This is a genomic window from Massilia sp. LC238 (assembly GCF_000735635.1).
In the GTDB taxonomy this organism is placed as follows: Bacteria; Pseudomonadota; Gammaproteobacteria; order Burkholderiales; family Burkholderiaceae_D; genus Telluria; species Telluria varians.
In genome coordinates, this window is record NZ_JNNN01000079.1 from 52,699 (window position 1) to 79,286 (window position 26,588).

The following is a 26,588-nucleotide window of genomic DNA, read 5'->3' on the forward strand; positions in this document are numbered from 1 at the left end:
TGCCGGAGGATGGCACTTGTGGTGGCAGGATCCGGGAACGTGGAAGGTACGGCTGGGTAGAGGCCGCCATTATTACCGATGTTGCACCGCAATGAAACTTCGCGTTCCGCATGTCAGCCATTCATGCGACGCATAACTCCGCATGAGGGCGGCCTGCCGGACCGCCCCTTCTTGCCAGGCTTATTTGTACAGCACCTCCGGCAGCCACATGCCGATCGCCGGGAAGGTGTAGAGCAGGATGATCCCCAGCACCTGCAGTCCCATGAAGGGCAGCATCCCCAGGAAAATCTGGTTCAGCGTCACGTGCGGCGGCGACACGCCCTTCAAATAGAACGCCGACATCGCCACCGGCGGCGACAGGAAGGCGGTCTGCAGGTTCATCGCCACCAGCAGGCCGAAGAACAGCGGATCAATGTTGAAGTGCTGCAGCAGCGGCACGAAGATCGGCATGAAGATCACGATGATCTCGGTCCATTCCAGCGGCCAGCCGAGCAGGAAGATCACCACCTGGGCCAGGATCATGAACTGCACCGGCGTCAGGTCCATGCCCAGCACCCAGTTGTTGATGATCTCCTGCCCGCCCAGCAGGGCAAAAGCGGCCGAGAAGATGCTCGATCCCACGAACAGCCAGCAGACCATGGCCGTGGTCTTGGTCGTGAGGTGGGCCGACTCGCGCAGCAGCTTGAAGTTGAAGCGGCGGTAGGCGATCGCCAGGATCAGCCCGCCGAAGGCGCCCATCGCCGCCGCCTCGGTCGGCGTGGCGAGGCCGAACACGATGCTGCCCAGCACGGCCAGGATCAGGATCACCAGCGGGAACAAGGAGCCGAGCAACATCTTGAAGATCTCGAGGCGCGCGAAGCTGAAGAACACGTAGAAGATGGCCAGCGCCGCAGCCACCACGGCAAACGTGATCCAGTAGGCCCTGGACGCCGGCTTGGCGACCGGGTCGGGCGCGGCCGCGGGGACCGCCACGTCGGCGGCCGCTGCAACAGGCGGCGCGCCGGCTGCCGGGTGCGGCGTCGCCTCCCCTTCCACCGGCGGCTCGGCCAATTCTCCCTCGGCGGGCGGCTCCTGCAAGCCGCCCTCGTCGACGCTTGCCGCGCTGTCGAATTCCTGCTGGGCGCCCATCTCGACCAGCTCCGTTCGGGGAGCATCCGGCGCGGTGACGATCCGGTAGCTCAGGCCCATGACGGCGGCAAAGGCCAGTGCCGGCAGCAGTGCGACGAACAGGTTCGACGCCAGGGTGCGGCCCGGGACATCGGCGCCGCGCCGGCCCTTGAAGGCACGCACCAGGGCCGGCACCGCGCTCTTGCCGTAGGCGCCGGGAATCGCCTGGGTATAGGCCGGCAGCGCGACGACGCGCTCGGATGCCGGCAGCGGCGGCGCCATGCCGGGCTTGAGCTTGGCGATGATCAGCACGTAGCCGACATACAGCGCCGCCAGCATGATCCCCGGGAAGAAGGCGCCCGCATACAGCTGGACCACCGAGACCCCGGCCGTCGCCCCGTAGACGATCAAGAGCACCGAAGGCGGAATCAGGATGCCCAGGCAGCCCCCCGCCGTGATGCAGCCTGCCGTCAGCTGGGTGCTGTAGCCCGCCTTGAGCATGGCCGGCATCGCCAGCAGGCCCATGAGGGTGACCACGGCGCCGACGATGCCGGTGGCGGTGGCGAACACCGCGCAGGTGACGATGGTGGCCACGGCCAGGGAGCCGGGCACGCGCGCCATCGCCAGGTGCAGGCTCTTGAACAGCCGCTCGATCAGGTTGGCGCGCTCCACCAGGTAGCCCATGAAGATGAACAGCGGGATCGAGATGAGCACGTCGTTGGCCATCACCGAATAGGCGCGCTGCACCATCAGGTCGAGGGTCTGCTGCACCGCCTGGTCGGGGTTCTGGCTGTGGTAGGCGAACCAGGCGAACATGACGCCCATGCCCATCAGGGTAAACGCGGTGGGGAAGCCGAGCATGATGGCCACCACCACCAGCGCCAGCATCAAGAGGCCCAGGTGGCCATTCGTCATGTCGGCGGGTGCCGGCATCAGGACGAACAGGGCGATGACGATCGCTACCAGGATCGACAGGCCGAACCAGATTTCCTTCCTCATGGCGTGCGCTCCCCTGGTGCGTTCACCGTGGCCTTGAGCTTGTCGACGTCGACTTCCTCGACGTCGGCCTCGCGGGCGGGCCATTCGCCCCTGCGCAGGCAGACGATGCAGCGCACGATCTCGACGAAGCCCTGCAGCAGGAGCAGGACGCCGGCGAAGGGAATCACCATCTTGAAGGGATACAGCGGCGGGCCGTTGGCGGTGAGGGTCGAGTGCTCGCGGATGGCGAGCGACTCGGCCGCGTAGGTATAGCCGGCCCAGACCAGGGCCACCACGCCGGGGATGAAGAAGACGAAGTACAGGATCAGATCGAGGCTGGCCTGCAGGCGCGGCGGGAAGAAGCTGTACAGCACGTCGCCGCGCACGTGGCCGTTCTTGGCCAGCGTGTAGGCCCCGGCCATCATGAAGGCGGCGCCGTACATCATGATCATCAGGTCGAAGGCCCAGGGGTTGGGGGTGTTCAGGGCGTAGCGCGCGAAGACTTCCCAGGTGATGAGAAAGGTGAGCGCGACGATCAGCCAGGAGAAGGCCTGGCCGACCCAGCTGCTGACCCGGTCGACGAAAAACAAGACGTTTTGCATGGGGCTGCTCCGGTCGAACGAACAGGGCCCGCCCCTCGTCATGAAGGGCGGGCACACGTATGGCTAGGGGTAGCGCTTACGCCTTCTTCGCCGGCGCCCTGCGGCCGAAGTAGTGGTTGTAGGCCATGCGGCGCGGGTTGTTGGTGTCCATGTCCCACTTCATCGCGCGCTCGGCAAAGGCGCGCATCGAGGCCTCGACCTTCTTGAACAGCGGATTGTCGGCGCCCTTCTTGGCCACCACCTGGTCCCACACGGCCAGCTGCGCCTGCAGCACCGAGTCCGGGGTCTTGTAGAACTTGACCCCGTTCTGGGACTGCATGCCGGCGTAGTCCTTCGAATAGCGGTCAACCGCCTTCCAGGACATGTCGGCGGAGGCTGCCTCGACGGCGTTCTCGATGATCGCTTTCATCTTGGCCGGCAGCGCGTCGTACCTGGTCTTGTTGAAGGTGACCTCGAACTGCTCGGAGCTCTGGTGGAAGCTTTGCAGCATGCAGACCTTGGACACGTCCGGGAAGCCGAGCACCCGGTCGGAGCTGGCGTTGTTGAATTCGGCGCCGTCCAGCAGGCCGCGGTCCATGGCCGGCACGATCTCGCCGGCCGGCAGCGCGTTGACCGCCGCGCCCATGGCCGTGAACATGTCGATCGCCAGGCCGTTGGTGCGGAACTTCAGGCCCTTCAGGTCTTCGACCTTGCTGATCGGCTTCTTGAACCAGCCCAGCGGCTGGGTCGGCATCGGGCCGGTGAGGAAGGAGACGACGTTGGCGCCGATGCTCTTGTACAGCTCGGCCAGCAGCGCCTTGCCGCCGCCGTACTTGTGCCAGGCCAGCACCATGTTGGCGTCCATGCCGAAGGCCGGGCCCGAGGTCCACAGCGCGATGGCGCTCTGCTTGCCGTAGTTGTAGCCCATGACGCCGTGGCCGCCGTCGAGGGTGCCCTTGGAGACCGCGTCGAGCAGGCCGAAGGCGGGAACGACGGCGCCGGCGGGCAGCACCTCGATCTTCAGCTCGCCGCCGGTCATGTCGTTGACCTTCTTGGCGAAGTCGAGGGCGTACTCGTGGAAGATGTCCTTGCTGGGCCAGGTACTCTGGAAGCGCATCTGCTTCGGCGTTTGGGCAGTGGCGATCATCGGGACCGCGAGGGTGGCGCCGGCGGTGCCGGCGGCTGCGGTGCCGAGGAATTTACGGCGGGTGGATGCTGGCTTCTTTGAATCGTCGTTACGCTGCTTCATCGTCTGTCTCCTGTTTGGTTTTTTACACGATTGAATCGCTACACGTACAACAGCTGGCTTAGGGGTGGACTTCTCCTTCTGTAAATATCTGCATGCCGACTCGCAGCATGGGCTTGTTTCCTTACGGATTTCTTACATGTGACTTACGAGGATCGGGCCGTTTTATTTTTCTGTTAAGCACCACTGTTTTCGACCGCCGTCCGGATGCAACAGCGGCTTCCGGAGCCGGCTGCCTGCAAAGCGTGTGCAAGGCGCGACGCGCCTGTGCACTCTCAAACCGAATAAGCAAATGAGGGGCTACGATCCAGACGTTTGGCTTACCACAGGAGGAGACGATGCATCCTGCATGCGCCATGCGCATATTCCTGCTGGACAGGACCAACCTGAACGAAAGCTACCAGCATTCCGTCCTGATATCGGCCCTGCGCAGTATTGCCGCCCTCCAGGTGGTCGCCGCCCATCTCCGTGGAGAACTGTTCCCAAGCCTGAAAACAGTGGCCGACCCATCGCTCTGGTACCAGGGACTGGCTTTCTTCACCGGCTTCTCGCACATCGCCGTCGTGATCTTCTTCCTGCTGAGCGGCTGGCTCGTCGGCGGCAGCCTGCTGAACAAGCTGGGGGAGCCCAACTGCATGATGTCGTATGCGATCGACCGGCTCACGCGCATGTGGATCGTGCTGGTGCCGGCCTTCGTGCTCACGCTGGCGATCGGCACGATCACGCAGACGGTCGACCCGGGCCGGATCAGCTATGCGCCGGATAATGAATATTCGTGGAGCACGTTCTGGGGCAATCTGTTCGGCTTGCAGGGCATGGCAGTCCCTCGCTTTGGCGGCAATTTCTCCTTGTGGAGTTTGTCGAACGAGATGTGGTACTACGCCCTCTTCCCGCTGTTGCTGTTGCCGGTCATCGGACAGCGGGGTATCTCGAAAGTGGCGGGCCTGGCCGCCTGTGCCGTCATCGGCTACCTGCTGCTGTTCGACCTGATGCTGTATTTCGTGATCTGGCTGCTGGGTGTGCTGTTCTCGCGAATCCGCATTGAACTGGGCCGCGCCGCGCGCTTCCTGTTGATCGTCGTGATCCTTGGGCTGGCCGTCCATTTCCGGTTGAGCGGCAGTATCGGCACCCTGGTAGCGGCGACGTTTGCCGAAGACCTGCTGTTCAGCGTGCTCTTTCTTTGCCTGCTGTCGAGCCTGCAGTTTCCCGCGGATCGCGCGCGCATCGGGAACCGGCTGGCGAAGCTTGCCGGACTGCTGGCGCCGTTCTCATTCACGCTGTATGTGATCCACTACCCCTTGATCTACCTGGCCGAGTTCTTGCATGACCCGATCGGGACACAGACCTTGTCGACCAGCGATCCTGCGTCCCTGCTCGTGTATAGGGCGTTGTTCGTCGCGATCGTGGTGTTCGCCTACCTCTTCCACCTGCCGTTCGAGGCGCATACCTATCGGCTGCGGCGCTTCGTGAAGCGAATGGTGCTGGCGCCTGCGGTCGAGCCCTCCTACAGCCAGAGGTGACAAGGGCAAGCAGGAGCCGGCCGGCTAGCCTTGCGGACTCTCGGTCATTTGCTGGCAGTACTTGACGAGGTTTTCCGGCAGATCAGTCGGGCACACCCCGCATTGCTTATTGCCGGGAACCGCGTAATCGATAAATTTTGGATATGGCAGCTCGAGTTCCGCCATGATCTGCCGGAACTCCTCGACCGAGCGGTCCCCACCGAGACGGGGATTGCGCTGCTTTTCCTGCATCACCGAAGACACCCACCTTTTCTGGTAGTCGTGCGCCGGGTAGACGAGTGTTTCGTCAGGCAGCGCGAACAGCTTTCCGCGTACGCTGTGATAGAGCGCATCGGAGTCGCCCTGCTGGAAGTCGGTCCGCCCGCATCCCTCGATCAGCAAGGCGTCGCCCGTGAATACACGGTCGTCCAGGACGTAGGCAAAATGTCCCGACGTGTGGCCCGGCGTATGCAGGGGCTGGAATTGCATCGATCCGATCCTGAATGGCACGCCTTCCTCCAGCTGGACGTCCGCACAATCGACGCGCTCCGCGGCCGGCGCCGCGATCCTGCTCCCGACCTGCTTCTTCAGTTCCAGCGCAGCCGTGATGTGGTCGGCGTGGACGTGGGTGTCGATGCTGTACGCCAGCGTCAGGCCCAGGCGGCTCAACTCCTCCAGATCGCGTTCCACCATCACGATCACGGGATCGACCAGGACTGCCTGCCCGGTTTCGGGACAGCCGATCAGATAGGTATATGTGCTCGACAAGGGTTCGAAAAGCTGACGGAAGATCATGCGCTTCTCCTCGACATGCAGGGCTGACAAAGTATAAGACGCCGGCACGCTGTCCGGCGCAGCGCAGCGCTGCGCTAGCGCGAGGCGCCGCCGGGTTCATTTTTCGTGTCCTTGAACAGCGTCTCAGCGCGCATGCCGGTGCGGCAAAAACCCAGGATCGGCTTGGGCGCGGCCGCGTACAGCGCGACGAAGGCCGCGCGATCGGCGTCCGTGATCCGCCCCGGCACCACCGGCAAGTGCACGACCTCGACGCCGTGACGGCGCGCCTCGGCGGCGATCGCTGCGAACGGCGGCTGGTCGCCGGCCTCGCCGTCCGGGCGGTTGCACACCAGGGTGGCGAAGCCCTGCTGCTTCAACCCTGCGACGTCGGCAGGCACGATCTGCGCGGCGACGGCGTAGTCCTTGCAGAGATAACGGATGTTCATGCTGTCCTCCAGGGAATCAAAAAAAGAAAACCATATTATATTGAAAGATATATTGTCCGTCGATATAATGTAAAACAGTAGATTGAATGAGGTGCTTCCATGCCAGACATGCAACAACTCGATTTGCCGCAGATGCGCCATGCCGCCGCACAGGCCTGCGCGCTCCTGAAGGTATTGGGCAATCCCGACCGCCTCCTGCTGCTGTGCCAGCTGAGCCAGGGCGAATATGCAGTCGGCGAGCTCGAGACCCTGCTGGGCATCACGCAGCCCACCCTGTCCCAGCAGCTCGCCGTGCTGCGCGAAGAACAGCTGGTCAGCACCCGGCGCGAAGGAAAACAGGTTTTCTACCGGATCGACAGCGAGGCAGCGCTGGCGCTCATGCAGGTGCTCTACCAGCAGTTCTGCCTGCCAAACCAAGGAGTCAAACCATGAACATCGACTGGGTCCATTTCACCCCCTGGAGTTCGCTCGCCGGCGGCTTGACCATCGGCGCCGCCGCCGCGGCCTTCATCCTGCTCAACGGCAGGATTGCCGGCATCAGCGGCATCCTCGGCGGCCTGCTACGGCCATCCGCCGGCGACGTCGGCTGGCGCATCGCCTTCGTGCTCGGCCTGATCGCCGCGCCGCTCGCCTATGGCGCCGTGCACACCCTGCCGGTGCCGACCGTCGATGCCGGCGAACTCACCCTGGTGGCCGCCGGCCTGCTGGTCGGCGTGGGAACGCGCTACGGCGCCGGGTGCACCAGCGGTCATGGCGTATGCGGCCTGTCGCGCCGCTCGCCGAGATCGCTGGCCGCCACCGCGGCCTTCATGCTGGCCGGCTTCGCCACCGTCTTCGTGGTACGCCATCTGCTCGGATAGGAGAATGACCATGCACATCCTGACAGCACTGCTCATCGGACTGCTCTTCGGCATCGGACTGATCGTGGGCGGCATGAGCGACCCAGCCAAGGTCCTCGGCTTCCTCGACCTCGCCGGCAACTGGGATCCCTCGCTCGCCTTCGTCATGGGCGGCGCGATCCTGGTGAGCGCGCCGGCGTTCTGGTTCGCGGCCAAGCGCGAGTGCGCGCTGCTGGGCGCGCCCATGCGCCTGCCCACCGCGACCCGGATCGACCGCCGTCTCGTGCTCGGCTCGCTCGCCTTCGGCGCCGGCTGGGGCCTGGCCGGCTATTGCCCGGGCCCGGCACTGGCCTCGCTCGCCACCGGCGGCACGAAGCCGCTCGTGTTCACGATCGCCATGGTGGCTGGCATGGCGATCTTCGAGCTGGTCGAGTGGGCCCGCGCCAGCCGCATCGCCCGGAGCGCCTGAGCCATGCCTGCGCCAGCCCCGATCCGGCCAACAGGCGTTCGGCGGAGGACGTCATGCTGACCGCCGCCGCGCTCGGCCTGGTCGTCGGCCTGATCCTGGCGCTGACAGGCGCCGGCGGCGGCATCCTCGCGGTCCCGCTGCTGGTCTTCGGCACTGGCGCCGGCGTCGCCGAAGCCGGCCCGATCGGCCTGCTCGCGGTGGGCATGGCGGCCGCGCTCGGCGCCCTGCTGGGCCTGCGCGCCGGCATCGTGCGCTACCGAGCCGCCCTACTCATCGCTGCCGCCGGCATGCTGCTCGCGCCGGCCGGACTGTGGGCGGCGCGAGCGGCGGACGCCCGCTGGCTGGGGGTACTGTTCGCCCTGACGCTGCTGTACGTGGCCTTCCGGACCTACCGCCAGGCTGCCGCGCCCGCATCCGGCGGCGCCGCCCGGGACCACGCTCCGTGCCTGCGCAGCGCGGCGGACGGCCGCTTCGTCTGGACCCGCCCGGGCGCGCGCACCCTGGGCCTGTCTGGCGCCGCCGCCGGCTTCCTGTCGGGCCTGCTGGGAATCGGCGGCGGCTTCGTGATGGTTCCCACCCTGCAGCGCTATACCGATCTGCCGATCAAGTCGGCGGTCGCCACCTCGCTCGCCGTGATCGCCATCATTTCCAGCGCCGGCGTGGCCGCCGCGGCCGCCCAGGGCGCCATCGACTGGCCGACCGCGGCGCCCTTCGCGGCGGGCGCACTGGCCGGCATGCTCGGCGGCCGCTCGCTGGCGGCGCGCATTGCCGGGCCCCGGCTGCAGAAGGGCTTTGCCCTGCTCTCGGCCCTGGTCGCCCTCGGGATGATCGGCAAGGCCTTCATCTGATTCATATCCGTAAGGAGAACGTCATGAACATCAACCCCATCCAGCTGTTCGATACCGAATCCTCGACCTTCACCTACATCCTGGTCGCGCCCGGCGAGTCCGACGCGGTGATCATCGATCCGGTCGAGCGCCACTGGGAACGCGACCTGCGCCACCTCGAACGTCTGGGCCTGCGCCTGCGCTACGTGCTCGAAACCCACGCCCACGCCGACCACGTCACTTCCGCCGGCCGCTTGTGCGAGAAGACCGGCGCGCTGGCCGCGGCGCCGAGCGGCTGCGGCATCCTGCCGGCTGAACTGCAACTGAACGATGGTGAACTGATCCGCTTCGGCAAGGCAGAAGAAATCCGCGTCCTGCACACGCCGGGCCATACCGCCGGCAGCATGAGCTATGTCTGGCGCGGCAACGTGTTCACGGGCGACACCCTGCTGATCGACGGTTGCGGACGGACGGATTTCCAGAGCGGCAGCGCAGATGCGCTATACGACAGCGTCCATGCCAAGCTGTTCACGCTGCCGGACGACACCCGCATGTGGCCTGGTCACGACTACAAGGGCCAGTCGGTATCGACGATCGGCTGGGAAAAGCGGCATAACGCGCGCCTGGCGGGTCGCAGCCGCGAGGACTTCGTGCGCCTCATGGGCGAACTGAACCTGCCCAAGCCGAAACTGATCGACGTGGCGGTGCCGGCCAACCAGAACCTGGGGTTGCCGCACGGGGCGTGAACGCCATGCGGTAAACGAAAAAGAGCTCCAGTGGCTGGAGCTCTTTTTCGGAATGCTTGGCGGAAGCGGTGAGATTCGAACTCACGAACGGGTTCCCCCGTCGGCAGTTTTCAAGACTGCTGCCTTCAACCACTCGGCCACGCTTCCCATGAAGAACCGGCATTATACATAATCCATCAATGCCGGGCAGCGAATCTGCGTACTCACTCAAGCCACCAGCAGCCAGTTCTCCCGCAAACAGCGCTCGAAGTCCACAGCCGGCAGCGGCTTGCTGTACAGGTAACCCTGCACCTCGTCGCACCCCGAGGCGCGCAGGAAAGCCAGCTGCTCCAGCGTCTCCACGCCCTCCGCGATCACGCGCAGGCCGAGCTGCTGCGCCATGCTGACGATGGTCCCCGCGATCGCGCAATCGCTCGGATCATCCGGGATCCCGAAGGTGAAGGAGCGGTCGATCTTGAGCGTATCGATCGGGAAGCGCTTCAGGTAGGACAGGCTCGAATAGCCGGTACCGAAATCGTCCAGCGACAGCGCCACGCCCAGCTGGTGGATGCGGTCCATGATCGCCGTCACGCGCTCGAAGTCGTGCATCAGCGTGCTCTCGGTGATCTCCAGCTCCAGCCACGAGGCATCCAGCTGGTAGCGCGCCAGGGTCTCGGCCACGCGCGCCGGCAAGGATGGCGTGAATTCGCGCGCCGATACGTTCACTGCCAGGCGCAGCGGCGCCACGCCGGCGCGCTGCCAGATCGCAGCCTGGGCGCAGGCCTGCTCCAGCACCCACTCGCCCACCTGCACGATCAGGCCGGTACTCTCGGCCAGCGGGATGAATTCGCCGGGCGGCACGATGCCGCGGGTCGGGTGCACCCAGCGCACCAGCGCCTCGGCGCCGACGATGCGGTCGGTGCCGAGCTCGAACTTCGGCTGGTAGTACAAGGTAAGCTCGCCGTTGCCCAACGCCTGGCGCAGCCCGGATTCGATCCGCATGCGTTCCTGCATGCCCTGGTTCATGTCCTGGCTGTAGAAGGCGACGCTGCGGTCCGGGTTGGCTTCCAGCTGCTTGGCCCGCTCCATCGCGATATCCGCCAGCCCGAGCAGGGTCTCGGCCTCGCTGCCGTCCTGCGGGTAGACGCTGATGCCGATGCTGGCGCCCACGCGCAGGTCGTGGCCGCCGATCAGGAAGGGTGCATCCAGGGCCGCCTGCAGCTTCTGCGCCACCGTGGTGGCTTCGAAGTGCTGGCGGATGTCGAACAGGCCGACCGCGAATTCGTCGCCGGACAGGCGCGCCACCACGTCTTCGTCGCGCAGGGTAGCGCGGAAGCGCTGGGCCGCCTGGCGCAGCAGTTCGTCGCCGATCCTGCGGCCCAGGGTATCGTTGATGCGCTTGAAGCGGTTCAGGTCGATGAACAGCACGCAGCCGGCGGCTTCGTTGCGCTGCGCGACCATCAGGGCCTGGTCGACCAGGCGCGCGAACAGCGTGCGGTTCGGCAGGCCGGTGAGTTCGTCGTAGTAGGCCAGGTGGTGCAGCTGCTCCTCGGCCTGTTTTCGTTCCGTGATGTCGGTGAGGTAGGCGATCAGGCCGATCGGGCGCTCGGCCAGGTCGCGCAAGGGCGACAGCGACAGGCTGGCCCAGAACACCTCGCCCGATTTCTTGCGGCGCCGGACTTCCATCATGCGCCCGCCCTGCTCCGCGAAGCTGTCGTGGAAGCCCTCGTCCTCGTCGGCGTACAGGAACAGGATATTGCGGCCGATCGCTTCCAGCGCGGTATAGCCGAACAGTTCCTCGGCGCCGCGGTTCCAGCTGGTGATGTAGCCCATCTGGTCCATGGTCAGCACCGACTCGTGGATCTGGTCGAGGATCTGCGACTGGTGCGCGAGCTGGGCTTCCATCTGCGCGTAGGCATGGGTCGAGCGCACCGCCAGCGAATGCACCTGCAGCAGCGATGCGGTCAGGTGCGCCAGGCCGGCCAGCCGGCGCGCATCGTCGCTCGTGTAGGCGTCGCGGCCCGCCACTTCATAGACGCCGAATTGTTCCGCCGCCCCCGCCACCACCTGGCGCAGCACCTGGAAGTTGCCCTGCAGGCCGCCGACGCCGGCGCCGGGCAGGAAGCGCCCGACCGGGCTGCCCAGCAGCGCGCCCGCGATGCGGCCCAGCTCATCGTAGAGGGAGGCGCCGCGCAGGCGTAGGACGGCGTCGCTGGCGGCGGTCGAGGCGCCGACGAAATCGAGTGATGCGTCAATCGCGACGAGCGCCTGCATGTCAGACATTCCGCCCCACCTGGATGGCCCAGTGATAGGCGTTCAACTGGCTGTTCCACCAGCCGGCGGGGTCGATGCCCGCCGCGTCCAGCGCCTCCCGCGAGGGATGGGTTTCGGTCAGGCGCAGCCAGGCGCCGAGTTCGCCGCTGCGCGCCAGCAGCGCGCCGGAGACATGCTCCGGCAGGTTCAGGTCGGCGACGATGTCCGCCATCGGCATGTGCAGCAGCCGGTCGAGCAGCGAGAACACGCCGGTCATGAAGGCCAGGTCGCAGGCGTCACGCTCTCCCCCGCCCTGCTTGCACAATGCCTCCAGTTGCGCTGCACGGCGCGCGGCCAGCGGCAGCAGCAGGTTCGGCAGGCCGTCGGCCTGCTGGCGCGCGTACAGCAGCAGCTGTAGCCAGCGCTGCAGCTGGCGCCGGCCGAGCAGGTTGATGGCCTGGTTGAAGCTGGTGATCTGGGTGCTGACGGCAAACGCGGCCGAATTGACCAGCTTGAGCAGGTGGTAGGACAGGGTCGGGTCCTGCTTGAGCTGCTGCTCGAGCTCGCGCGAATCGGCGTCGCGCGCCAGCAGGCCGAGCAGGGTCAGGATGCGGCGGCGCGAACTGCCGTCCGGCCTGTCGTCGCCGGCGAGCAGCGGATCGTAGGGGTAGTCGCCGCTGAACCAGTCGAAGCCGGCCATCTCGCTCTGGGTGAAACTGGCGGCGCTGTCGACGCGGCGCGCCAGGTGCGGGCCGAACAGCGCGGCCAGCCGCCCTGCTGGCGCCGGATCGCGGGCGCAGTCGCGTGCAATGGTGCGCAGCGCCGGCGGCACCTTGACGCCGTCGGGAGGCGTGCCGTCGAGCCAGAGGCGGTAGCCGAGTTCGTGCAGTTCGGTGAGGCGGCGCGCGGCGCCATCCTCGAGCAGGGCCTGGGCGGCGATGACGAAGCCGATGCGGTTGGCCGGCATCGTGGCCAGCGCGGGAGGGCTCAAGGCATCCGGATGGTCGAGCATCAGGAGTCCGTCGAGCGGGGCGATCGCGGCCAGCAGGTCGGGCGTGCCGAACACGGCCTGCAGTCGCTGCGGCAAGTCCGCGCCGCCTTCGACCCGCAGGCAAAGCGCTACCCACTCGTTCTGCCCATTGGCGACCGGGTCGATTGCTACCAGCGGAAACGAGTTGGGGTCCGGCTCGGCCATCTTTATGCTTTCAATGCTCAGGCTTTGAGTGATATTCGGTCAATCTTATTCGACGGATTATCAGAAAGCAACATCTTTTATTTCTTTATGGATACTTAATGCTCATACTTAAGTGTAACCGCGGTTTTCGGCGCGCTGGACCGCGAAACGGATCAGTTCGGCCTGCCCTTCGATGCCGAGCTTGCGCTTGATATTCAGGCGGTGGGTTTCGACGGTGCGCACCGACAGTTCGAGCGCGCGGGCGATCTGCTTGTTCGACTGGCCGCCGGCGATATGCTCCAGGACTTCCTGCTCGCGCGCGGTCAGGAGGTCGCTTGACGCCGCCGGGCTGGCCAGCTGGCGCGCCAGCGCGGCGCTGTAGTAGATGCCGCCGCCCATCACGGTGTCGATCGCCAGCACGATGTCCTTGCCCGGCGCATCCTTCAGCACGTAACCGCGCGCGCCCGCCTGGATCGCCTGCGTGACGTATTCCGGCTTGTCATGCATCGACAGGACCAGCACCGCCACGCCGGGATAGTGCTGGAGCAGGCGCGCGGTGGCCTCGATGCCGCTGCCGCCCTTCATGTTGATGTCCATCAGCACCAGGTCGGGCTGGCAGGCGCCGGCCTGCTCGATGGCTTCCTGGCTTGATCCGGCCTCGCCCACCACGCGCAGGCGCGGCGCCGCTTCCAGGCGCGCGCGCAGGCCGTCGCGCACCAGGGGGTGGTCGTCCACCAGAAGGATCCTGATTTCCGAAGCGTCACTCATGTCTGCTCTTCCACATCGATGCTGGCCACCACACGGGTGCCGAACGGCGAGGAATCGATCGCCAGCCGCCCGCCGATCGCTTCCATCCTTTCCATCATGTTGCGCAGGCCGATGCCGCGCTGCGGGTGCTGGGCGATGTCGTGGGCGTCGAAGCCGCCGCCATCGTCGGCGATCTCCAGGCTCAGGCAGCGGCCGCGCCGCACCAGGCGCATCTCCACCTGGCGCGCGCCGGCGTGGCGCTCGACGTTGGTGAGCGCCTCCTGGGCGATGCGGAACAGCACCGTGCCGGCCATCTCGGGCAGCGCGTCCACCGGCCCTTCCGCGCGGAAGCGCACCGGCGTGCCGCTGTGGCGTCCGAACTCGCTGGCCAGGTAGTCGAGCGCCGGCGCCAGGCCCAGGTCGTCCAGCAGCGCCGGGCGCAGGTCGTGCGAGATGCGGCGCACTTCGCCCAGCACCGATTTCACCTGCTCCACGGTGCGCTCGAGCGCGCCGCGTGCCTGCTGCTGCTGTGCCGCGTCGCCGTCCAGGCGGATGATGCCCGCCTCCAGCTGCAGCTTGACCGAGACCAGCGCCTGGCTGATCCCGTCGTGCAGGTCGCGCGACAGGCGCGCCCGCTCTTCTTCCTGCGACTCGACCACGCGCTGGGCCAGCGCCTTGAGCTTGGCGTCGGCCACGCGCAGCTCGCGCAGGTTCAGCACCAGGCCGCCGCTCGCCACCGCTAGCGAGGCCAGCACGGCCAGGCCGGCGATCCACAGCAGCGTTTCGCCGATGTTGCGCGATTGCTGGGCATCGACCTGGGCCAGCGCGGCCTCGACGTCGTCCAGGTAGATGCCGGTGCCCATCATCCAGCCCCAGTGCGCCACCGGCACCACGTAGCCGAGCTTGGGCGCCTGCCGGCTTGAGGTTGGCTTGGCCCAGGTGTAGCGGTGGAAGCCGCCGCCGGCGCGGGCGCGTTCGATCAGGCGCTGGATGGTCGGCACGCCGTTGGCGTCGACCCAGTTCCACATGTCGGTGCCGACCAGCTCGGGCTGGCGCGGGTGCATCAGGCTGCGGCCCTGCATATCGTAGACGAAGAAATAGCCGTCCTCGCCGAAACTCAGCGAGCCGAGGATGCGCTTGGCCTCTTCCTGGGTGGCCGGATCAGTGCGGCCCGAGCGCACCAGGTGGCCGATCGACTGCGTGGCCAGGGCCACGTAATGGCGCAACTCGGCTTCCTTGCTGGCCAGGTAGGCCTGCTGGATGGTGGCGCGCTGCTGCCGGGCCAGCTCGGCGGCCTGCTGGCGCACGAACAGGGCGATGGCGCACAGGGCCACGATCAGCGGCCCGATCGCCAGCACGATGACCTTCTGCCTCAAGCGCATCCTGTTTCTCCAACAAATCAGCCCAGCATTTTAAGGGGGAAACGGAACGGCTGCCGGGAACGCCTTCTACGTAGTACTACGCAGGTACTGCGTAATGGTGCGCTTGTGGCGCTGATATTCGTGCAACATACTCTCCGGTACGCTGTCCAAAAAACCGCCGGTCGATACAGTACGCCACCGGCCACAAGAAGTAGTCAATCCACCTCGGAGGAGCACCATGAAAAGCATGTCGAGCGCGCTCGGCTGGATCGCATTGTCGGTCCTGGGCGCATTTTCGCTCGGTTTCATCGCCGTCAAGCAAGGCGAGACCATCAACGCGATCTGGATCGTCGCAGCAGCAGTCTGCGTCTACCTGATCGCCTACCGTTTCTACAGCAAGTTCATCGCCTACAAGGCGCTGCAACTCGATCCGAAGCGCCAGACCCCCGCCTACAAGTACAACGACGGCCTGGACTATGTCCCGACCAACAAGTACGTCCTGTACGGCCACCACTTCGCCGCGATCGCCGGCGCCGGCCCCCTGGTGGGTCCGGTGCTGGCGGCCCAGATGGGCTACCTTCCGGGCATGATGTGGATCCTGGCAGGCGTCGTCTTCGCCGGCGCCGTCCAGGACTTCATCGTGCTGTTCATGTCCACCCGCCGCGACGGCCGCTCGCTCGGCGACCTGATCAAGTCCGAAATGGGCGAGATCCCGGGCCTGATCGCGCTGCTGGGCACCTTCATGATCATGGTGATCATCCTGGCGGTGCTGGCGCTGATCGTCGTGAAGGCGCTGACCCACTCGCCGTGGGGCAGCTTCACGGTGCTGGCCACCATCCCGATCGCGCTGTTCATGGGCCTGTATTCGCGCTACGTGCGCGTCGGCCGCATCGGCGAAGTGTCGATCATCGGCTTCGTGCTCCTGATGCTGGCCATCATCGGCGGCCAGTGGGTGCACGATTCGCCGACCCTGGGCCCGATGTTCGACTTCACCGGCACCCAGCTGACCTGGATGCTGATCGGCTACGGCTTCGTCGCCTCGGTGATTCCGGTGTGGCTGCTGCTGGCGCCGCGCGACTACCTGTCCACCTTCCTGAAGATCGGCACCATCGTGGCGCTGGCGATCGGCATCCTGATCGTTGCCCCGGACCTGCGCATGCCGGCCGTGACCAAGTTCATCGACGGCAGCGGCCCGGTCTGGTCGGGCAACCTGTTCCCCTTCCTGTTCATCACCATCGCCTGCGGCGCGGTGTCGGGCTTCCACGCGCTGATCTCCTCGGGCACCACCCCGAAGATGATCGAGAACGAGACCCACGCCCGCTTCATCGGCTACGGCGGCATGCTGATGGAATCGTTTGTCGCGATCATGGCGCTGGTGGCGGCGTCCACCATCGACCCGGGCGTGTATTTTGCGATGAACAGCCCGGCCGCGGTGCTGGGCACCACCGCACAATCGGCTGCGGCCGCGGTGTCGCAGATGGGCTTCGTGATCACCCCCGAAACGCTCGAGCAGATGGCCCGTGACGTCGGCGAGAACACCATCATCTCGCGCGCCGGCGGCGCCCCGACCCTGGCGGTGGGCATGGCCCACATCCTGTCGAACGTGGTCGGCGGCCAGGCCATGATGGCCTTCTGGTACCACTTCGCGATCCTGTTCGAGGCCCTGTTCATCCTGACCGCGGTGGACGCGGGCACCCGCGCCGGCCGCTTCATGCTGCAGGACCTGCTGGGCGCCTTTGCACCGTCGCTCAAGCGCACCGAGTCGCTGCCGGCCAACCTGCTGGCCACCGGCCTGTGCGTGGCCGCCTGGGGCTACTTCCTGTACCAGGGCGTGGTCGATCCGCTGGGCGGCATCAATACCCTGTGGCCGCTGTTCGGCATCGCCAACCAGATGCTGGCCGGTATCGCGCTGATGCTGGGCACCTGCGTGCTGTACAAGATGAAGCGCGCGCAGTACGCCTGGATCACGGTCGTGCCGACCCTGTGGCTGCTGGCCTGCACCCTGACCGCCGGCTGGCAGAAGATTTTCGCCGCCGATCCGAAGGTCGGCTTCCTGGCCCACGCCGACAAGTTCCAGGCCGCGCACGACGCCGGCACGGTGCTGGCCCCGGCCAAGACCATCGAGCAGATGGAGCGCATCATCTTCAACGACTACGTCAACGCGACGCTGGCGGGCTTCTTCATGTTCGTGGTGCTGGCGGTGCTGGTCTACGGTGTGCGCACCGTCATGGCGGCCCGCGCAAGCAACACCCCGACCGCCAAGGAGACTCCGTACGTCGCGATGGCCAACCCGCAGGTGCAATGATGTTCGGCGCGCTGCTGGAGGCAGGCAAGGAAGCAGGCAAGTACCTCGGGCAGAGCATGCGCCTGATGGTCGGCCTGCCCGAATACGACACCTACCTGGCGCACATGGAACGTACCCATCCGGACCAGACGCCGATGACCTACGAGGAGTTCTTCCGGGAGCGCCAGGAAGCGCGCTACGGCGGCAAGCGGGCCACCTGCTGCTGAAGGCTGCATGAATGAGGAAGAGACCCCACAGGGTCTCTTCCGGGACCCGACAGGGTCCCTTCGCTTTTATCGCCTGGCAGGAAGGCAGACCAGGTTGATGGGCGCCGTGATGTCGTCGAAGCGGTGGGCGTCGGCCGAACTCACCTTGTCGCCGGTGCTGCCGTCGGCGGTGAAGACCGTCATGGCATAGCCCAGCTGTTCCAGCATCGCCACGTAGCCGGGGCCGGAGATGCCGCCGATCTCGCGCAGCGAGCGCGGGAAGAACTCGGTCAGGATGACCGGCGCATGTTCGGCAAGCGTCCTGGCCGCACCCCGGATGATGTGCGGCTCGAAGCCCTCGACGTCCATCTTGAGGAAGCGGATGCGGCGCTCGTAGTCGACCGAATCGAGCGGCCGGATGCGGATGCGCTCGCCGCGCGCATCGGCCGAGATGTAGGAACTGCCGGGATTGGTCGCGTGGGAACTCAGGTGGAAGGAGCCCTCGCCCTCGCTTGCGCCCAGGCCTTCGTTGTGGAGGGAACAGCGCGTCTCGAAGCCATTGGCCCGCACGCTGCGCGCCAGCATGTCGAAGGTATTGCGCATCGGCTCGAAGGCATATACGCGGCCGCTCTCGCCCACCGCCCTGGCGGCCTGGATCGTGAACACGCCGATGTTCGCACCGGCGTCGATGACGCCGTCGCCTTCGCCCAGCCACGACAGCATGAAGTCGACTTCGGCGTTTTCCCAATTGCCGTGCAGGACGCCGAACGACACGAAACCGTCGAACAGGTTCACCCATATCTGCAGGCCGCGGTAATCGGTCATGACCCATTTTTCATGGGGCCACAAACCGAGCTTGTTGCGGATATCCCAGCGAAACCGGGGCGAATCGAGCATCCTGAGCGCGACCTGGTGGATATTGTCGCAGGCCAGGTAGTCGTCGAGCGGCGTCAGCTGGTCGCATGGCCAGCCGAACAGGGCCGTATGAACGATATTGATCTGGTCGATCAAAGGCAGGGCCGCCGGCGCCAGGGCCTGCGGCGCCGTGGCGGGGCCGCCCTGCTCGTCGGCTTGCCGCTTGCGGGGAAGCTGCAGGTTGTCGAGGATGCGCGTGGTCAGGTTCATGCTGGTTCTCCTGGTCGTCGTGGCGGACCGGTCCTGCAGCGGTCCAAACGCACCGAGTCTAGGCGCGAAGGCAGCGCCGGTTTTAGTGAAGATCAGAAGTGCACGATGAAAGCTTGGTCGGTCCGCGCACGCTGCGTGCGGATTTGCCCTACGTACATTGACGTCCGTCAACGCTACCCCACCTCCTTGAACGTATATTTTTTTCTTGCGGGAATTTGCATTCCGCAAAGGAAGCCCTGCGTCGTCCGGCGCCGGGCCGCTCCGACGTGCCTGCGGGATCAGAATGCCGAACTTCGAGCGCTCCAGCCTGAACCAGAAGCTGACCATCATCTCGCTGCTCTCGACCGCGACCGCACTGCTGTTCGTGTTCGCAGCCTTTGTCGCGACCTCGGTGGCGAACCATCGCAAGGACGAGGCGATGCAGCTGCAGACCTTCGCCCAGGTCATCGCGGCCAGCAGCGCCGACTACCTGCTGCTGCGCGACCGTGCCCGCGCCAGCAATGCGCTCGGTGCGCTGGCGGCCAAGAGCGACATCGCCTCGGCCGTCCTGTACGACCGCAACGGCAAGCCCTTCGCGCTCTACCTGTCCGCCAGCGACAGCCCTACCGAGGATCTGGTCCCGCCCGAAGCGCTGGACGGCATCGATGCCGAGGCGCTGCGCGCCGCCAACGCCGGGGGGCAGGTCCTGCTGTCGCGCCGCATGCGCCTGTACCTGCCGGTGATGGCGGGCGAACTGCAGGTGGGCGTGGTCATGATCGAGACCGACCTGGTCGAGACCTGGATCGACATCCTCGCCGGGCTAGCGGTGATGGGCCTGGCGATGCTGGTGTCGCTGGGGGTCGCGGTGGGCATGGCCGGCCGCTTCAAGCGCAGCATCGCCGAGCCGGTGACCAAGCTGATCCAGGCCGCGCAGAAGGTCTCCACCAGCCAGAACTACAGCCTGCGCATCGCCCACCAGCGCACCGACGAGCTGGGGCAGCTGATCGACAGCTTCAACACCATGATGGCCCAGATCGAGGACCGCGGCGCCGCCCTGCTGCACCACCGCGACGAGCTGGAACGCCAGGTCGGCGTGCGCACCGAGCAGCTGGAAAAGGCCAAGAATGCCGCCGAAGCCGCGAGCCGCGCCAAGAGCGCTTTCCTGGCCACCATGAGCCACGAGATCCGCACCCCGATGAACGGCGTGCTCGGGATGACCGAGATGCTGCTGGCGACCCCGCTCACCGAAGCCCAGCGCAACTACACCACCCTGGTCAAGCGCTCCGGCGAGCACCTCCTGGTGATCATCAACGACATCCTCGATTTTTCCAAGATCGAGGCCGGCAAGCTGACCATCGAGTACATCAATTTCAACCTGTGGGACCTGCTGGACGACATCCACAACGTGTATACCCCGCAGGCGGCCGGCAAGGGCATCGGCTTCGACTTCGACATCGCCAACGACATCCCGGTGGCGATCTGCGGCGACCCGAACCGGCTGCGCCAGATCATGGCCAACCTGCTCGGCAATGCCATCAAGTTCACCGATGAAGGCCGCATTCTGGCGCGGGTGCGCGTGGCCGGCGAGGACACCCAGTCGGTCATGCTGCGCTTCGAGGTGCACGACACCGGCATCGGCATCTCGCGCGAAGCGCGGGCGCGCCTGTTCGAGGCCTTCTCGCAGGCCGACGATTCGACCACGCGCCGCTACGGCGGCACCGGCCTCGGCCTGGCGATCTCGAAGCAGCTGGTGGAACTGATGGGCGGCGCCATCGGCGTCGACAACGCGCCCACGCGCGGCTCGATCTTCTGGTTCACCGTCAGCTTCGACAAGCGCCGCGTCGATCCCGATGCGCCCGGCCACCGCGAGCACACGCTGGAGGGCCTGCGCGTGCTGATCGTCGACGAACAGGAGGAGCCCCGCGAAGACCTGGCCCAGCAGCTGCGGGCCTGGCGTGCGTCCGCCGATTGCGCCGCCAGCGCGGCCGCCGGCTACGAGCGCCTGCTGAGCGCGGCCAGGAGCGGGCGCCCCTACGACGCCGCCGTCATCGACATGGAGATGACCCACACCAGCGGCCTGGCGCTGGCGGCATCGATCAAGGCCGATGCCGGCGCGCGCGCCACCCACCTGGTGCTGGTCAGTCCCGAGCGCCTGGCGGCCGATCCAGTCCAGCGGCGCGCCGCCGGGGTCGCCTACCAGCTGGTCAAGCCGGCGCGCGCGGCCGACATGTATGCCTGCCTGGCCGCCTGCGCGGCGCGCCTGCATGCGCCCGGGGCCGCTGCGCCGGGCCCGGCGCCGGCCGCAGCAAGCCTTGCGCCGGCGCCGGCCAGGCCCGCATCGGCGCCGGCTGCCGGATTCGCCGCACCGCCCCCCGCCACGCCACGCCCGGCGCCGCGTGCGCGCGCGCGCCGGGTCCTGCTGGCGGAAGACAACCCGGTCAACGTCGAAGTCGCGAAGGCGATGCTGGAAAGCCTGGGCATCGAGGCCACCTGCGCGCGCAACGGCCAGGAAGCGCTGCAGGCGGTGCGCAGCGGCAGCTTCGATGCGGTGCTGATGGATTGCCAGATGCCGGTGATGGACGGCTTCGCGGCCACCGCCGCGATCCGCCGCCACGAACGCGAGGCGGGCCGCGCACGCACCCTGCCGGTCATCGCGATCACCGCCAACGCGCTGCAGGGCGACCGCGAGGCCTGCCTGGCCGCCGGCATGGACGACTACCTCTCGAAACCCTTTACCCAGCAGCAGCTGGCGGCGGTGATCGGCCGCTGGGTCGCGGTGCCGCTGGCCGCCACCAGCCACCACCTGGACGCACCGCCGCGCCTGCCGCCCGAGACGGTCGAGGTGATCCAGCGCGAGTCGGTCAACCGGGTCGCGCTCGACAACATCCGGGCGCTCAGCCGCGACGGCGGCGATGCGCTGGTGCACAAGGTCATCGCCGCCTACGTGGGCGACACGCCGCGCCACCTGGCGACGCTGCGCGAGGCGGTCGAGGGCATGGATGCCGGCAGCGTGCGGCGCGTCGCCCACAGCCTGAAATCGGCCAGCGCCAACATCGGCGCCGCGCGCCTGGCGACGCTGTGCAGGGAACTCGAACAGCTCGGGCGCGCCGACACGGTCGATGGCGCGGACCGCATCCTCACCGACATGGAACACGAATTCCAGACCGTGCGCCATTCGCTCCACGCCATGCTTGAAAAGGAAACCTGACATGCCTTCCTCTCCACCGAAGCGCGGAACGGTCCTGGTCGCCGACGACGACCCGGTCATGCGCATGCTGATGCTCGAGATGCTGGCCCAGGTCGGGCTGGACGCGATTGAGGCGGCCGACGGCGCGGCAGCGGTCGAGCTGGCGCGCTCGCGCTCGCCCGACCTGATCCTGATGGACGTCGAGATGCCGCGCATGGACGGCTTCGCCGCCTGCGAAGCGATCCGCGACGCGGAAGCCGACGGCGCCAGCGTGCCGATCGTGATGGTCACCGGCGGCGACGACCTGGAGGCGGTCACACGCGCCTACGAGGCCGGCGCCACCGACTTCGTCTCCAAGCCGATCAACTGGCCGATCCTCGGCCACCGCGTGCTCTACGTGCTGCGCGCCAGCGACGCCATCGCGCGCCTGCGCATCGCCGACGCCCAGAACCGCGCGGTGCTGGCCGCCATCCCCGACACCTTCTTCCGCCTCGACCGCGACGGCTTCTACCTCGACTACGAGCCGGGCCACGAGCGTCCCGGCCGGGGCCGGCCGAACCGCAGGCACGCCACCGCCCAGCCCTGCATCGGCAAGCACATCACCGACGTGCTGCCGCCCGCCATCGCCGCGCGCATGCTGGAACAGATGCGCACCGTGCTGGCCATCCAGCAGGTGCGCTCGGTCGAGTACGAGCTCGAACACTGCGGCGAGTCCCAGCACTTCGAGGCGCGGCTGGTCGCCACCGGCGACTCGCAGGTGCTCGGCCTGGTGCGCGACATCAGCGAACGCAAGCGCGCCGAAGAGCAGATCCGGCGCCTCGCCTACTGCGACAGCCTGACCGGCATCCCGAACCGCCAGGCCTTCCTGGAGACGCTGGAACGCGAGCTGCAGCGCTCGAAGATCGGCAACAAGAAGTTCGCGGTGCTGTTCATGGACCTCGACGCCTTCAAGCGCATCAACGACACGCTGGGCCACAATGCCGGCGACCAGCTGCTCAAGATGGTGTCCGAGCGCCTGCGCGAGACCACCCGGCCGAGCGACCTGGTGTCGCGCGGGGATGGCTCGAGCGGCGGCGCGGCCGGCGAGAAGGCCGACCACACCACCAACCTGGCGCGCCTGGGCGGCGACGAGTTCACCATCCTGATCCCGGACCTGGAGCGGGTCGAGCATGCGCTGAACGTTGCTACCCGTGTGAAGGAGGCGATGCGGCGGCCCTTCCTGATCGAGGGCAACGAGATTTTCGTGACCGCCAGTATCGGCATCTCGCTGTTCCCGGAAGACGGCGACGATTGCGGCTCGCTGCTCAAGTTCGCCGACACCGCGATGTACCACGCCAAGAACTGCGGCAAGAACAACGCGAAGCTGTACAGCTCCTCGCTGACCATGCAGATCATGAGCCACGTGAAGCTCGAGGTCGGGCTGCGCAAGGCGCTGCAGAACGACGAGCTGTACCTGGTGTACCAGCCGCAGCGCGACGTGCGCACTTCCGAGATCGTCGGGGTCGAGGCGCTGGTGCGCTGGCGCCACCCGGAGCGCGGGCTGGTGCCGCCGACCGAATTCATTCCCCTGGCCGAGGAGACCGGCCTGATCGTGCCGATCGGCGAATGGGTGCTGCGCACGGCCTGCCGCCAGGCCAGGTCCTGGCAGCGCCACGCCCAGCGCATGATCCGCATGGCGGTCAACCTCTCGGCCAAGCAGTTCAAGGACGAGAACCTGTCGCAGATGGTGCACTCGGCCCTGCTGGATGCCGGGCTGGAGCCGCGCCTGCTCGAGCTCGAGCTCACCGAGGGCACGCTGATGGACGACGCGCGCGCCACCCTGGTCACGCTGGAGCAGCTGCGCGGCATCGGGGTGTACCTGTCGATCGACGACTTCGGCACCGGCTACTCGTCGATGAACTACCTGAAGCGTTTCGACGTGCGCGCGCTGAAGATCGACCGCAGCTTCATCAACGGCCTGCCCCAGGATTCGGAGAACGCGGCCATCACCCGCGCCATCATCGCGATGGCGCACGGGCTCAAGATGGTGGTGGTGGCCGAGGGCGTCGAGACCGGCGAACAGCTGCTGCTGCTCGAGCAGTATGGCTGCGACATGGTGCAGGGATACTACCTGGGACATCCGTCGAGCGCGGAAACGATTACCGGGATGCTGCAGGCGCCGCTGCTGCTGCCGGCTAAGTAGGGTGGACGGCTCTGCCGTCCGCGCGTTCAACTACACAATGAAATGACGAAACGTATATTCGAATACAGTTTGAACGCGCGGTCGGCGAAGCCGACCACCCTACGGTACGAACTTTAAGATGTACTTGGCCGGCCCCGGCAACAGCGGCACCGGCTTGGCTTCCACCCATTCCTTGTGCCCCGCCAGGAAGAACGGCGACAGCGGATGCCCGCTCTGCCCGCCCGGCATGTTGTACAGCCCCTCCTCTTCGCGCCCGGGCGACACCGTCATGCGCTCCGACTGCCCGAATTTCGGTCCCGCCACGCGCGGCATGTTGGAGTCGCCCGGCAGCTGGTCGGGCGGCGCCCCCAGCAGCGGCGCCAGGGCCGGCACCGCGATGCTGATCGGATGCGCGATCGCCGCCGTATTGCGCTTGCCCCAGCTGGCCTGCGCCAGCGCCTGCCCGTCTTGCGTCAGGTCCTGGATCACGCGGTCGACCGCGGCCAGCTCCACGGCGCGCCAGTCGCGGTAGCCCGGCGGCAGCCAGCCGGCGGGACGGGCATCGAGCAGGCGCGCGAGCACGTCGGGCCAGCGGGTGGTGGCGCTGGCCAGCGTGGCTTTCGGGTCGAGCGCGGCCAGTTCCTTGTTGACGCGCCCGAACAGCAGCTCGTTCAGGGCCCACATATAGTTGCGCGCCAGCCGGTAGCCGACCGAACCGACGCTGGCATGGCCGTCCCAGCTGGTCTCGAGCAGGCGGCGGAACTCGGCGCGCTGCGGCTGGCCCCTGAGCGCCTGGGGGTCGAGCGCCCTTAGTGCGCGCTCGCGCCAGTGCCCGATGAAGAGGGCGCGGTCGTCCAGCGCCGCACTGGCGGCCCGGCGCACGTCGAGCTGCGGCCCGAGGGCGCGCAGGCCATCGGCCAACTGGCGGTTGCGGGCGCCGAGGTCGAAGCCGCCGTCCCCGATCAGGTCGGCGCCCTCGCCCATCAGCTGGCGGCTGTTGGCGGTGGTGATCTGGCCGTCGGCCGGATTGAGCACGCGCGGATAGCGCTGCGGCGCCAGCGGCGCGCTCCAGGTGGGCACGCCTTCCTCCAGCGGGAAGGTGGTCGCCAGCGCCGCCGTCGCGCGCTGCGGCAGCAGGCCGGCGATGGTCCAGCCGATGTTGCCGGCGGCATCGCCCGCCACGAAATTCTGAGCCGGAATGCCGTCGATGGCGGCGATGGCCAGCGCCTCGTCCACGCTGCCCGCCGTCTCCAGCTTCAGGTGGTTGAGGTTGATCGCGGCCGGGTCGTGCGCGATCCAGCGCACCGCATACTGGCGCCCGCCCGCTTCGCGGATCGGTCCCAGCGAGGTCTCGCGCACCACGACGCGCTCGGCATCCGCGCCCTTCACGGCAATCATCTCGACGTGGCTGGCCGGGGTCTCCCAGCCGCCGGGCAGGCGCACCTGGCCGGGGCGCGCCGCATCCAGGCCGAGCGGCACCAGGTCGACCAGGTCGGCGTAGCTGTTGGTGAAGGCCCAGGCCACCTGCCCGTTGCTGCCGGCGATGATGGTCGGCGGCGCGCCGGGCAGGCTGACGCCGGCCAGGCGCCGCTGCCCGCCCTTCGGGTCGGGGAAGCGCAGCGCCACGCGGTACCAGATGTTCGGCAGTTGCAGGCCAAGGTGCATGTCGTCGGCGACGATGGCCGCGCCGCTGGCGCTGCGGCTGCCCGCCACCGCGTAGTTGTTGCTGCCGACCGCATCGACGAAGGCGGCGCCGGCCAGCTGCGCCGGCGGCTTTGGCTCCGCGCCCCACCAGGCCGGCGCCCTGGGCGGCAGCGGCGCCTCGCCAGGGGGCGCCACGCCCGCGCCGGCATCCAGCGTCGCATCCCAGCGGCTCGCCTCCGGCAGCAGGAAGGCCAGCTGCGCCGGGTCGCTGTTGGCGCGCAGCCAGCCGCGCGCCAGCTCGCGCGGCTCCTGGTTGCCCTGCAAGTCGATGTACATCGCCCAGATGACCAGCAGCGAATCGGCGGCGCTCCACGGGCGCGCCTCAGTCCCGGTCAAGGCGTATTCGAATGGCTTGGCGCGCAGTGCGCCAAGACCGTCGTTGACGCCGGCCACGTAGCGCTCCAGCAGGGCGCGCTCGCTGGCCGGCAGGCGCGCCAGCGCCAGCTGCGCACGGGCGCGGAAGCGGTGCAGGCGGCGCGAGCGGTCGAGCGGCAGTGCGCGCGGGCCGAACAGCTCGGCCAGTTCGCCCGCGGCGGTGCGGCGCAGCAGATCCATCTGGAAGAAGCGTTCCTGGGCGTGCACGAAGCCGGTCGCATAGGCCACGTCTGCGCGGCTGGCGCCGCTGATGAAGGGCACGCCGGCGCCGTCGCGCGCCACCGTCACCGCGGCTTGCATGCCGGGCGCCCTGCGCTCGCCGTCGAGCTGCGCCAGGCTGGCGCGCAAGTACAGCCAGCCGGCGGCCAGCGCCAGCACGATGAGCGCCACCAGTCCGGCTACCCCGCGCAGGGTCCAGGTCTTCCAACGGCGCTGACGCATGCTGTGTTTCTCCTTGTTTTTTGGGGCGTATCTTGCCAGAAAACAGGGTTCTCCGGCGAAGCGGATTTGTTCCATGCATGCGGGGTGTCGCACGATTGAT

Annotated in this window: 21 protein-coding genes and 1 tRNA gene; 10 read left to right on the forward strand and 12 right to left on the reverse strand. The window is 67.3% G+C overall.

The annotated features are described in order from the left end of the window. Nucleotides 1–180 precede the first annotated feature (180 nt). The 3 genes from FG94_RS23190 to FG94_RS23200 form a co-directional block, all read right to left on the reverse strand. Entirely contained in the window at nt 181–2,106 is a 1,926-nt protein-coding gene (locus tag FG94_RS23190; RefSeq protein ID WP_036216686.1) for a TRAP transporter large permease subunit, read from the reverse strand. Next, nucleotides 2,103–2,687 (reverse strand): TRAP transporter small permease subunit, encoded by a 585-nt coding sequence (locus tag FG94_RS23195; protein WP_036216688.1) that lies wholly within the window; start codon nt 2,685–2,687, stop codon nt 2,103–2,105. The genes FG94_RS23190 and FG94_RS23195 overlap by 4 nt, the downstream gene beginning before the upstream one ends. Before the next feature lie 76 nt (nt 2,688–2,763). Then, nucleotides 2,764–3,915: a TRAP transporter substrate-binding protein gene (locus FG94_RS23200; protein WP_036216690.1), complete on the reverse strand. Its 1,152-nt coding sequence runs from the start codon at nt 3,913–3,915 to the stop codon at nt 2,764–2,766. Nucleotides 3,916–4,268: 353 nt separating this feature from the next. On the opposite strand from FG94_RS23200, the gene FG94_RS23205 reads away from it, so the two are divergent. Continuing rightward, complete coding sequence (locus FG94_RS23205; protein WP_036216692.1) at nt 4,269–5,432, forward strand: acyltransferase; 1,164 nt, start codon at nt 4,269–4,271, stop codon at nt 5,430–5,432. A 24-nt stretch (nt 5,433–5,456) separates the two neighbouring features. Here the strand turns inward: FG94_RS23205 and FG94_RS23210 are convergent, their stop codons facing one another. Together FG94_RS23210 and FG94_RS23215 are read right to left on the reverse strand one after the other, a co-directional pair. Continuing rightward, nucleotides 5,457–6,206 carry an MBL fold metallo-hydrolase gene (locus tag FG94_RS23210; protein WP_036216694.1) on the reverse strand — a complete coding sequence of 250 codons (750 nt, stop codon included), beginning with the start codon at nt 6,204–6,206 and terminating at the stop codon, nt 5,457–5,459. A 74-nt stretch (nt 6,207–6,280) separates the two neighbouring features. After that, nucleotides 6,281–6,631, reverse strand: a complete 351-nt coding sequence (locus FG94_RS23215; RefSeq protein WP_036216696.1) for a TIGR01244 family sulfur transferase — start codon at nt 6,629–6,631, stop codon at nt 6,281–6,283. A 99-nt stretch (nt 6,632–6,730) separates the two neighbouring features. Here FG94_RS23215 and FG94_RS23220 point away from each other — a divergent pair, with 99 nt between their 5' ends. Genes FG94_RS23220 through FG94_RS23240 form a run of 5 tightly spaced genes read left to right on the forward strand, consistent with a single transcriptional unit; the run spans nt 6,731 to nt 9,512 of the window. After that, nucleotides 6,731–7,063: a metalloregulator ArsR/SmtB family transcription factor gene (locus FG94_RS23220; protein ID WP_036216698.1), complete on the forward strand. Its 333-nt coding sequence runs from the start codon at nt 6,731–6,733 to the stop codon at nt 7,061–7,063. Continuing rightward, nucleotides 7,060–7,491 carry a YeeE/YedE family protein gene (locus FG94_RS23225; RefSeq protein ID WP_036216700.1) on the forward strand — a complete coding sequence of 144 codons (432 nt, stop codon included), beginning with the start codon at nt 7,060–7,062 and terminating at the stop codon, nt 7,489–7,491. The genes FG94_RS23220 and FG94_RS23225 overlap by 4 nt, the downstream gene beginning before the upstream one ends. A gap of 10 nt (nt 7,492–7,501) precedes the next feature. Next, complete coding sequence (locus FG94_RS23230) at nt 7,502–7,939, forward strand: YeeE/YedE family protein (RefSeq protein WP_036216744.1); 438 nt, start codon at nt 7,502–7,504, stop codon at nt 7,937–7,939. Nucleotides 7,940–7,992: 53 nt separating this feature from the next. Further along, entirely contained in the window at nt 7,993–8,787 is a 795-nt protein-coding gene (locus FG94_RS23235; RefSeq protein ID WP_036216746.1) for a sulfite exporter TauE/SafE family protein, read from the forward strand. Between the two features lie 23 nt (nt 8,788–8,810). After that, entirely contained in the window at nt 8,811–9,512 is a 702-nt protein-coding gene (locus FG94_RS23240; protein ID WP_036216702.1) for an MBL fold metallo-hydrolase, read from the forward strand. 57 nt (nt 9,513–9,569) lie between these two features. Here the strand turns inward: FG94_RS23240 and FG94_RS23245 are convergent. The 5 genes from FG94_RS23245 to FG94_RS23265 all read right to left on the reverse strand — a co-directional run bounded on the left by FG94_RS23245 (nt 9,570) and on the right by FG94_RS23265 (nt 15,047). Further along, a tRNA-Ser gene (locus tag FG94_RS23245) sits at nt 9,570–9,659 on the reverse strand. A 60-nt stretch (nt 9,660–9,719) separates the two neighbouring features. After that, nucleotides 9,720–11,765, reverse strand: coding sequence for a bifunctional diguanylate cyclase/phosphodiesterase (locus tag FG94_RS23250; RefSeq protein ID WP_036216704.1), 2,046 nt, complete (start codon nt 11,763–11,765; stop codon nt 9,720–9,722). 1 nt (nt 11,766) lies between these two features. After that, the gene (locus FG94_RS23255) at nt 11,767–12,939 is read right to left on the reverse strand and encodes an EAL and HDOD domain-containing protein (protein WP_036216706.1); all 1,173 of its coding nucleotides are present in this window, start codon (nt 12,937–12,939) and stop codon (nt 11,767–11,769) included. 108 nt (nt 12,940–13,047) lie between these two features. Then, a complete protein-coding gene (locus tag FG94_RS23260) occupies nt 13,048–13,686 on the reverse strand; it encodes a response regulator transcription factor (RefSeq protein WP_036216708.1) in 639 nt (212 codons plus the stop codon). Then, nucleotides 13,683–15,047 (reverse strand): cache domain-containing protein, encoded by a 1,365-nt coding sequence (locus FG94_RS23265; RefSeq protein ID WP_036216710.1) that lies wholly within the window; start codon nt 15,045–15,047, stop codon nt 13,683–13,685. Before FG94_RS23265 ends, FG94_RS23260 begins: the two co-directional genes overlap by 4 nt. Nucleotides 15,048–15,264: 217 nt before the next feature. On the opposite strand from FG94_RS23265, the gene FG94_RS23270 reads away from it, so the two are divergent. Both FG94_RS23270 and FG94_RS23275 read left to right on the forward strand, forming a co-directional pair. Then, nucleotides 15,265–17,331 (forward strand): carbon starvation CstA family protein, encoded by a 2,067-nt coding sequence (locus tag FG94_RS23270; RefSeq protein ID WP_036216712.1) that lies wholly within the window; start codon nt 15,265–15,267, stop codon nt 17,329–17,331. After that, entirely contained in the window at nt 17,331–17,537 is a 207-nt protein-coding gene (locus tag FG94_RS23275; RefSeq protein ID WP_152571087.1) for a YbdD/YjiX family protein, read from the forward strand. The genes FG94_RS23270 and FG94_RS23275 overlap by 1 nt, the downstream gene beginning before the upstream one ends. Before the next feature lie 66 nt (nt 17,538–17,603). On the opposite strand, the gene FG94_RS23280 is transcribed toward FG94_RS23275, so the two are convergent. Next, nucleotides 17,604–18,641, reverse strand: a complete 1,038-nt coding sequence (locus FG94_RS23280) for an FkbM family methyltransferase (protein ID WP_036216714.1) — start codon at nt 18,639–18,641, stop codon at nt 17,604–17,606. A 283-nt stretch (nt 18,642–18,924) separates the two neighbouring features. On the opposite strand from FG94_RS23280, the gene FG94_RS23285 reads away from it, so the two are divergent. Further along, entirely contained in the window at nt 18,925–21,828 is a 2,904-nt protein-coding gene (locus FG94_RS23285) for a hybrid sensor histidine kinase/response regulator (RefSeq protein ID WP_036216716.1), read from the forward strand. A 1-nt stretch (nt 21,829) separates the two neighbouring features. Beyond that, complete coding sequence (locus tag FG94_RS23290; RefSeq protein WP_036216718.1) at nt 21,830–23,989, forward strand: bifunctional diguanylate cyclase/phosphodiesterase; 2,160 nt, start codon at nt 21,830–21,832, stop codon at nt 23,987–23,989. A 99-nt stretch (nt 23,990–24,088) separates the two neighbouring features. On the opposite strand, the gene FG94_RS23295 is transcribed toward FG94_RS23290, so the two are convergent. Then, on the reverse strand, nt 24,089–26,488 hold the full coding sequence (locus FG94_RS23295) for a penicillin acylase family protein (RefSeq protein WP_036216720.1): 2,400 nt from the start codon (nt 26,486–26,488) through the stop codon (nt 24,089–24,091). Nucleotides 26,489–26,588 lie beyond the last annotated feature (100 nt).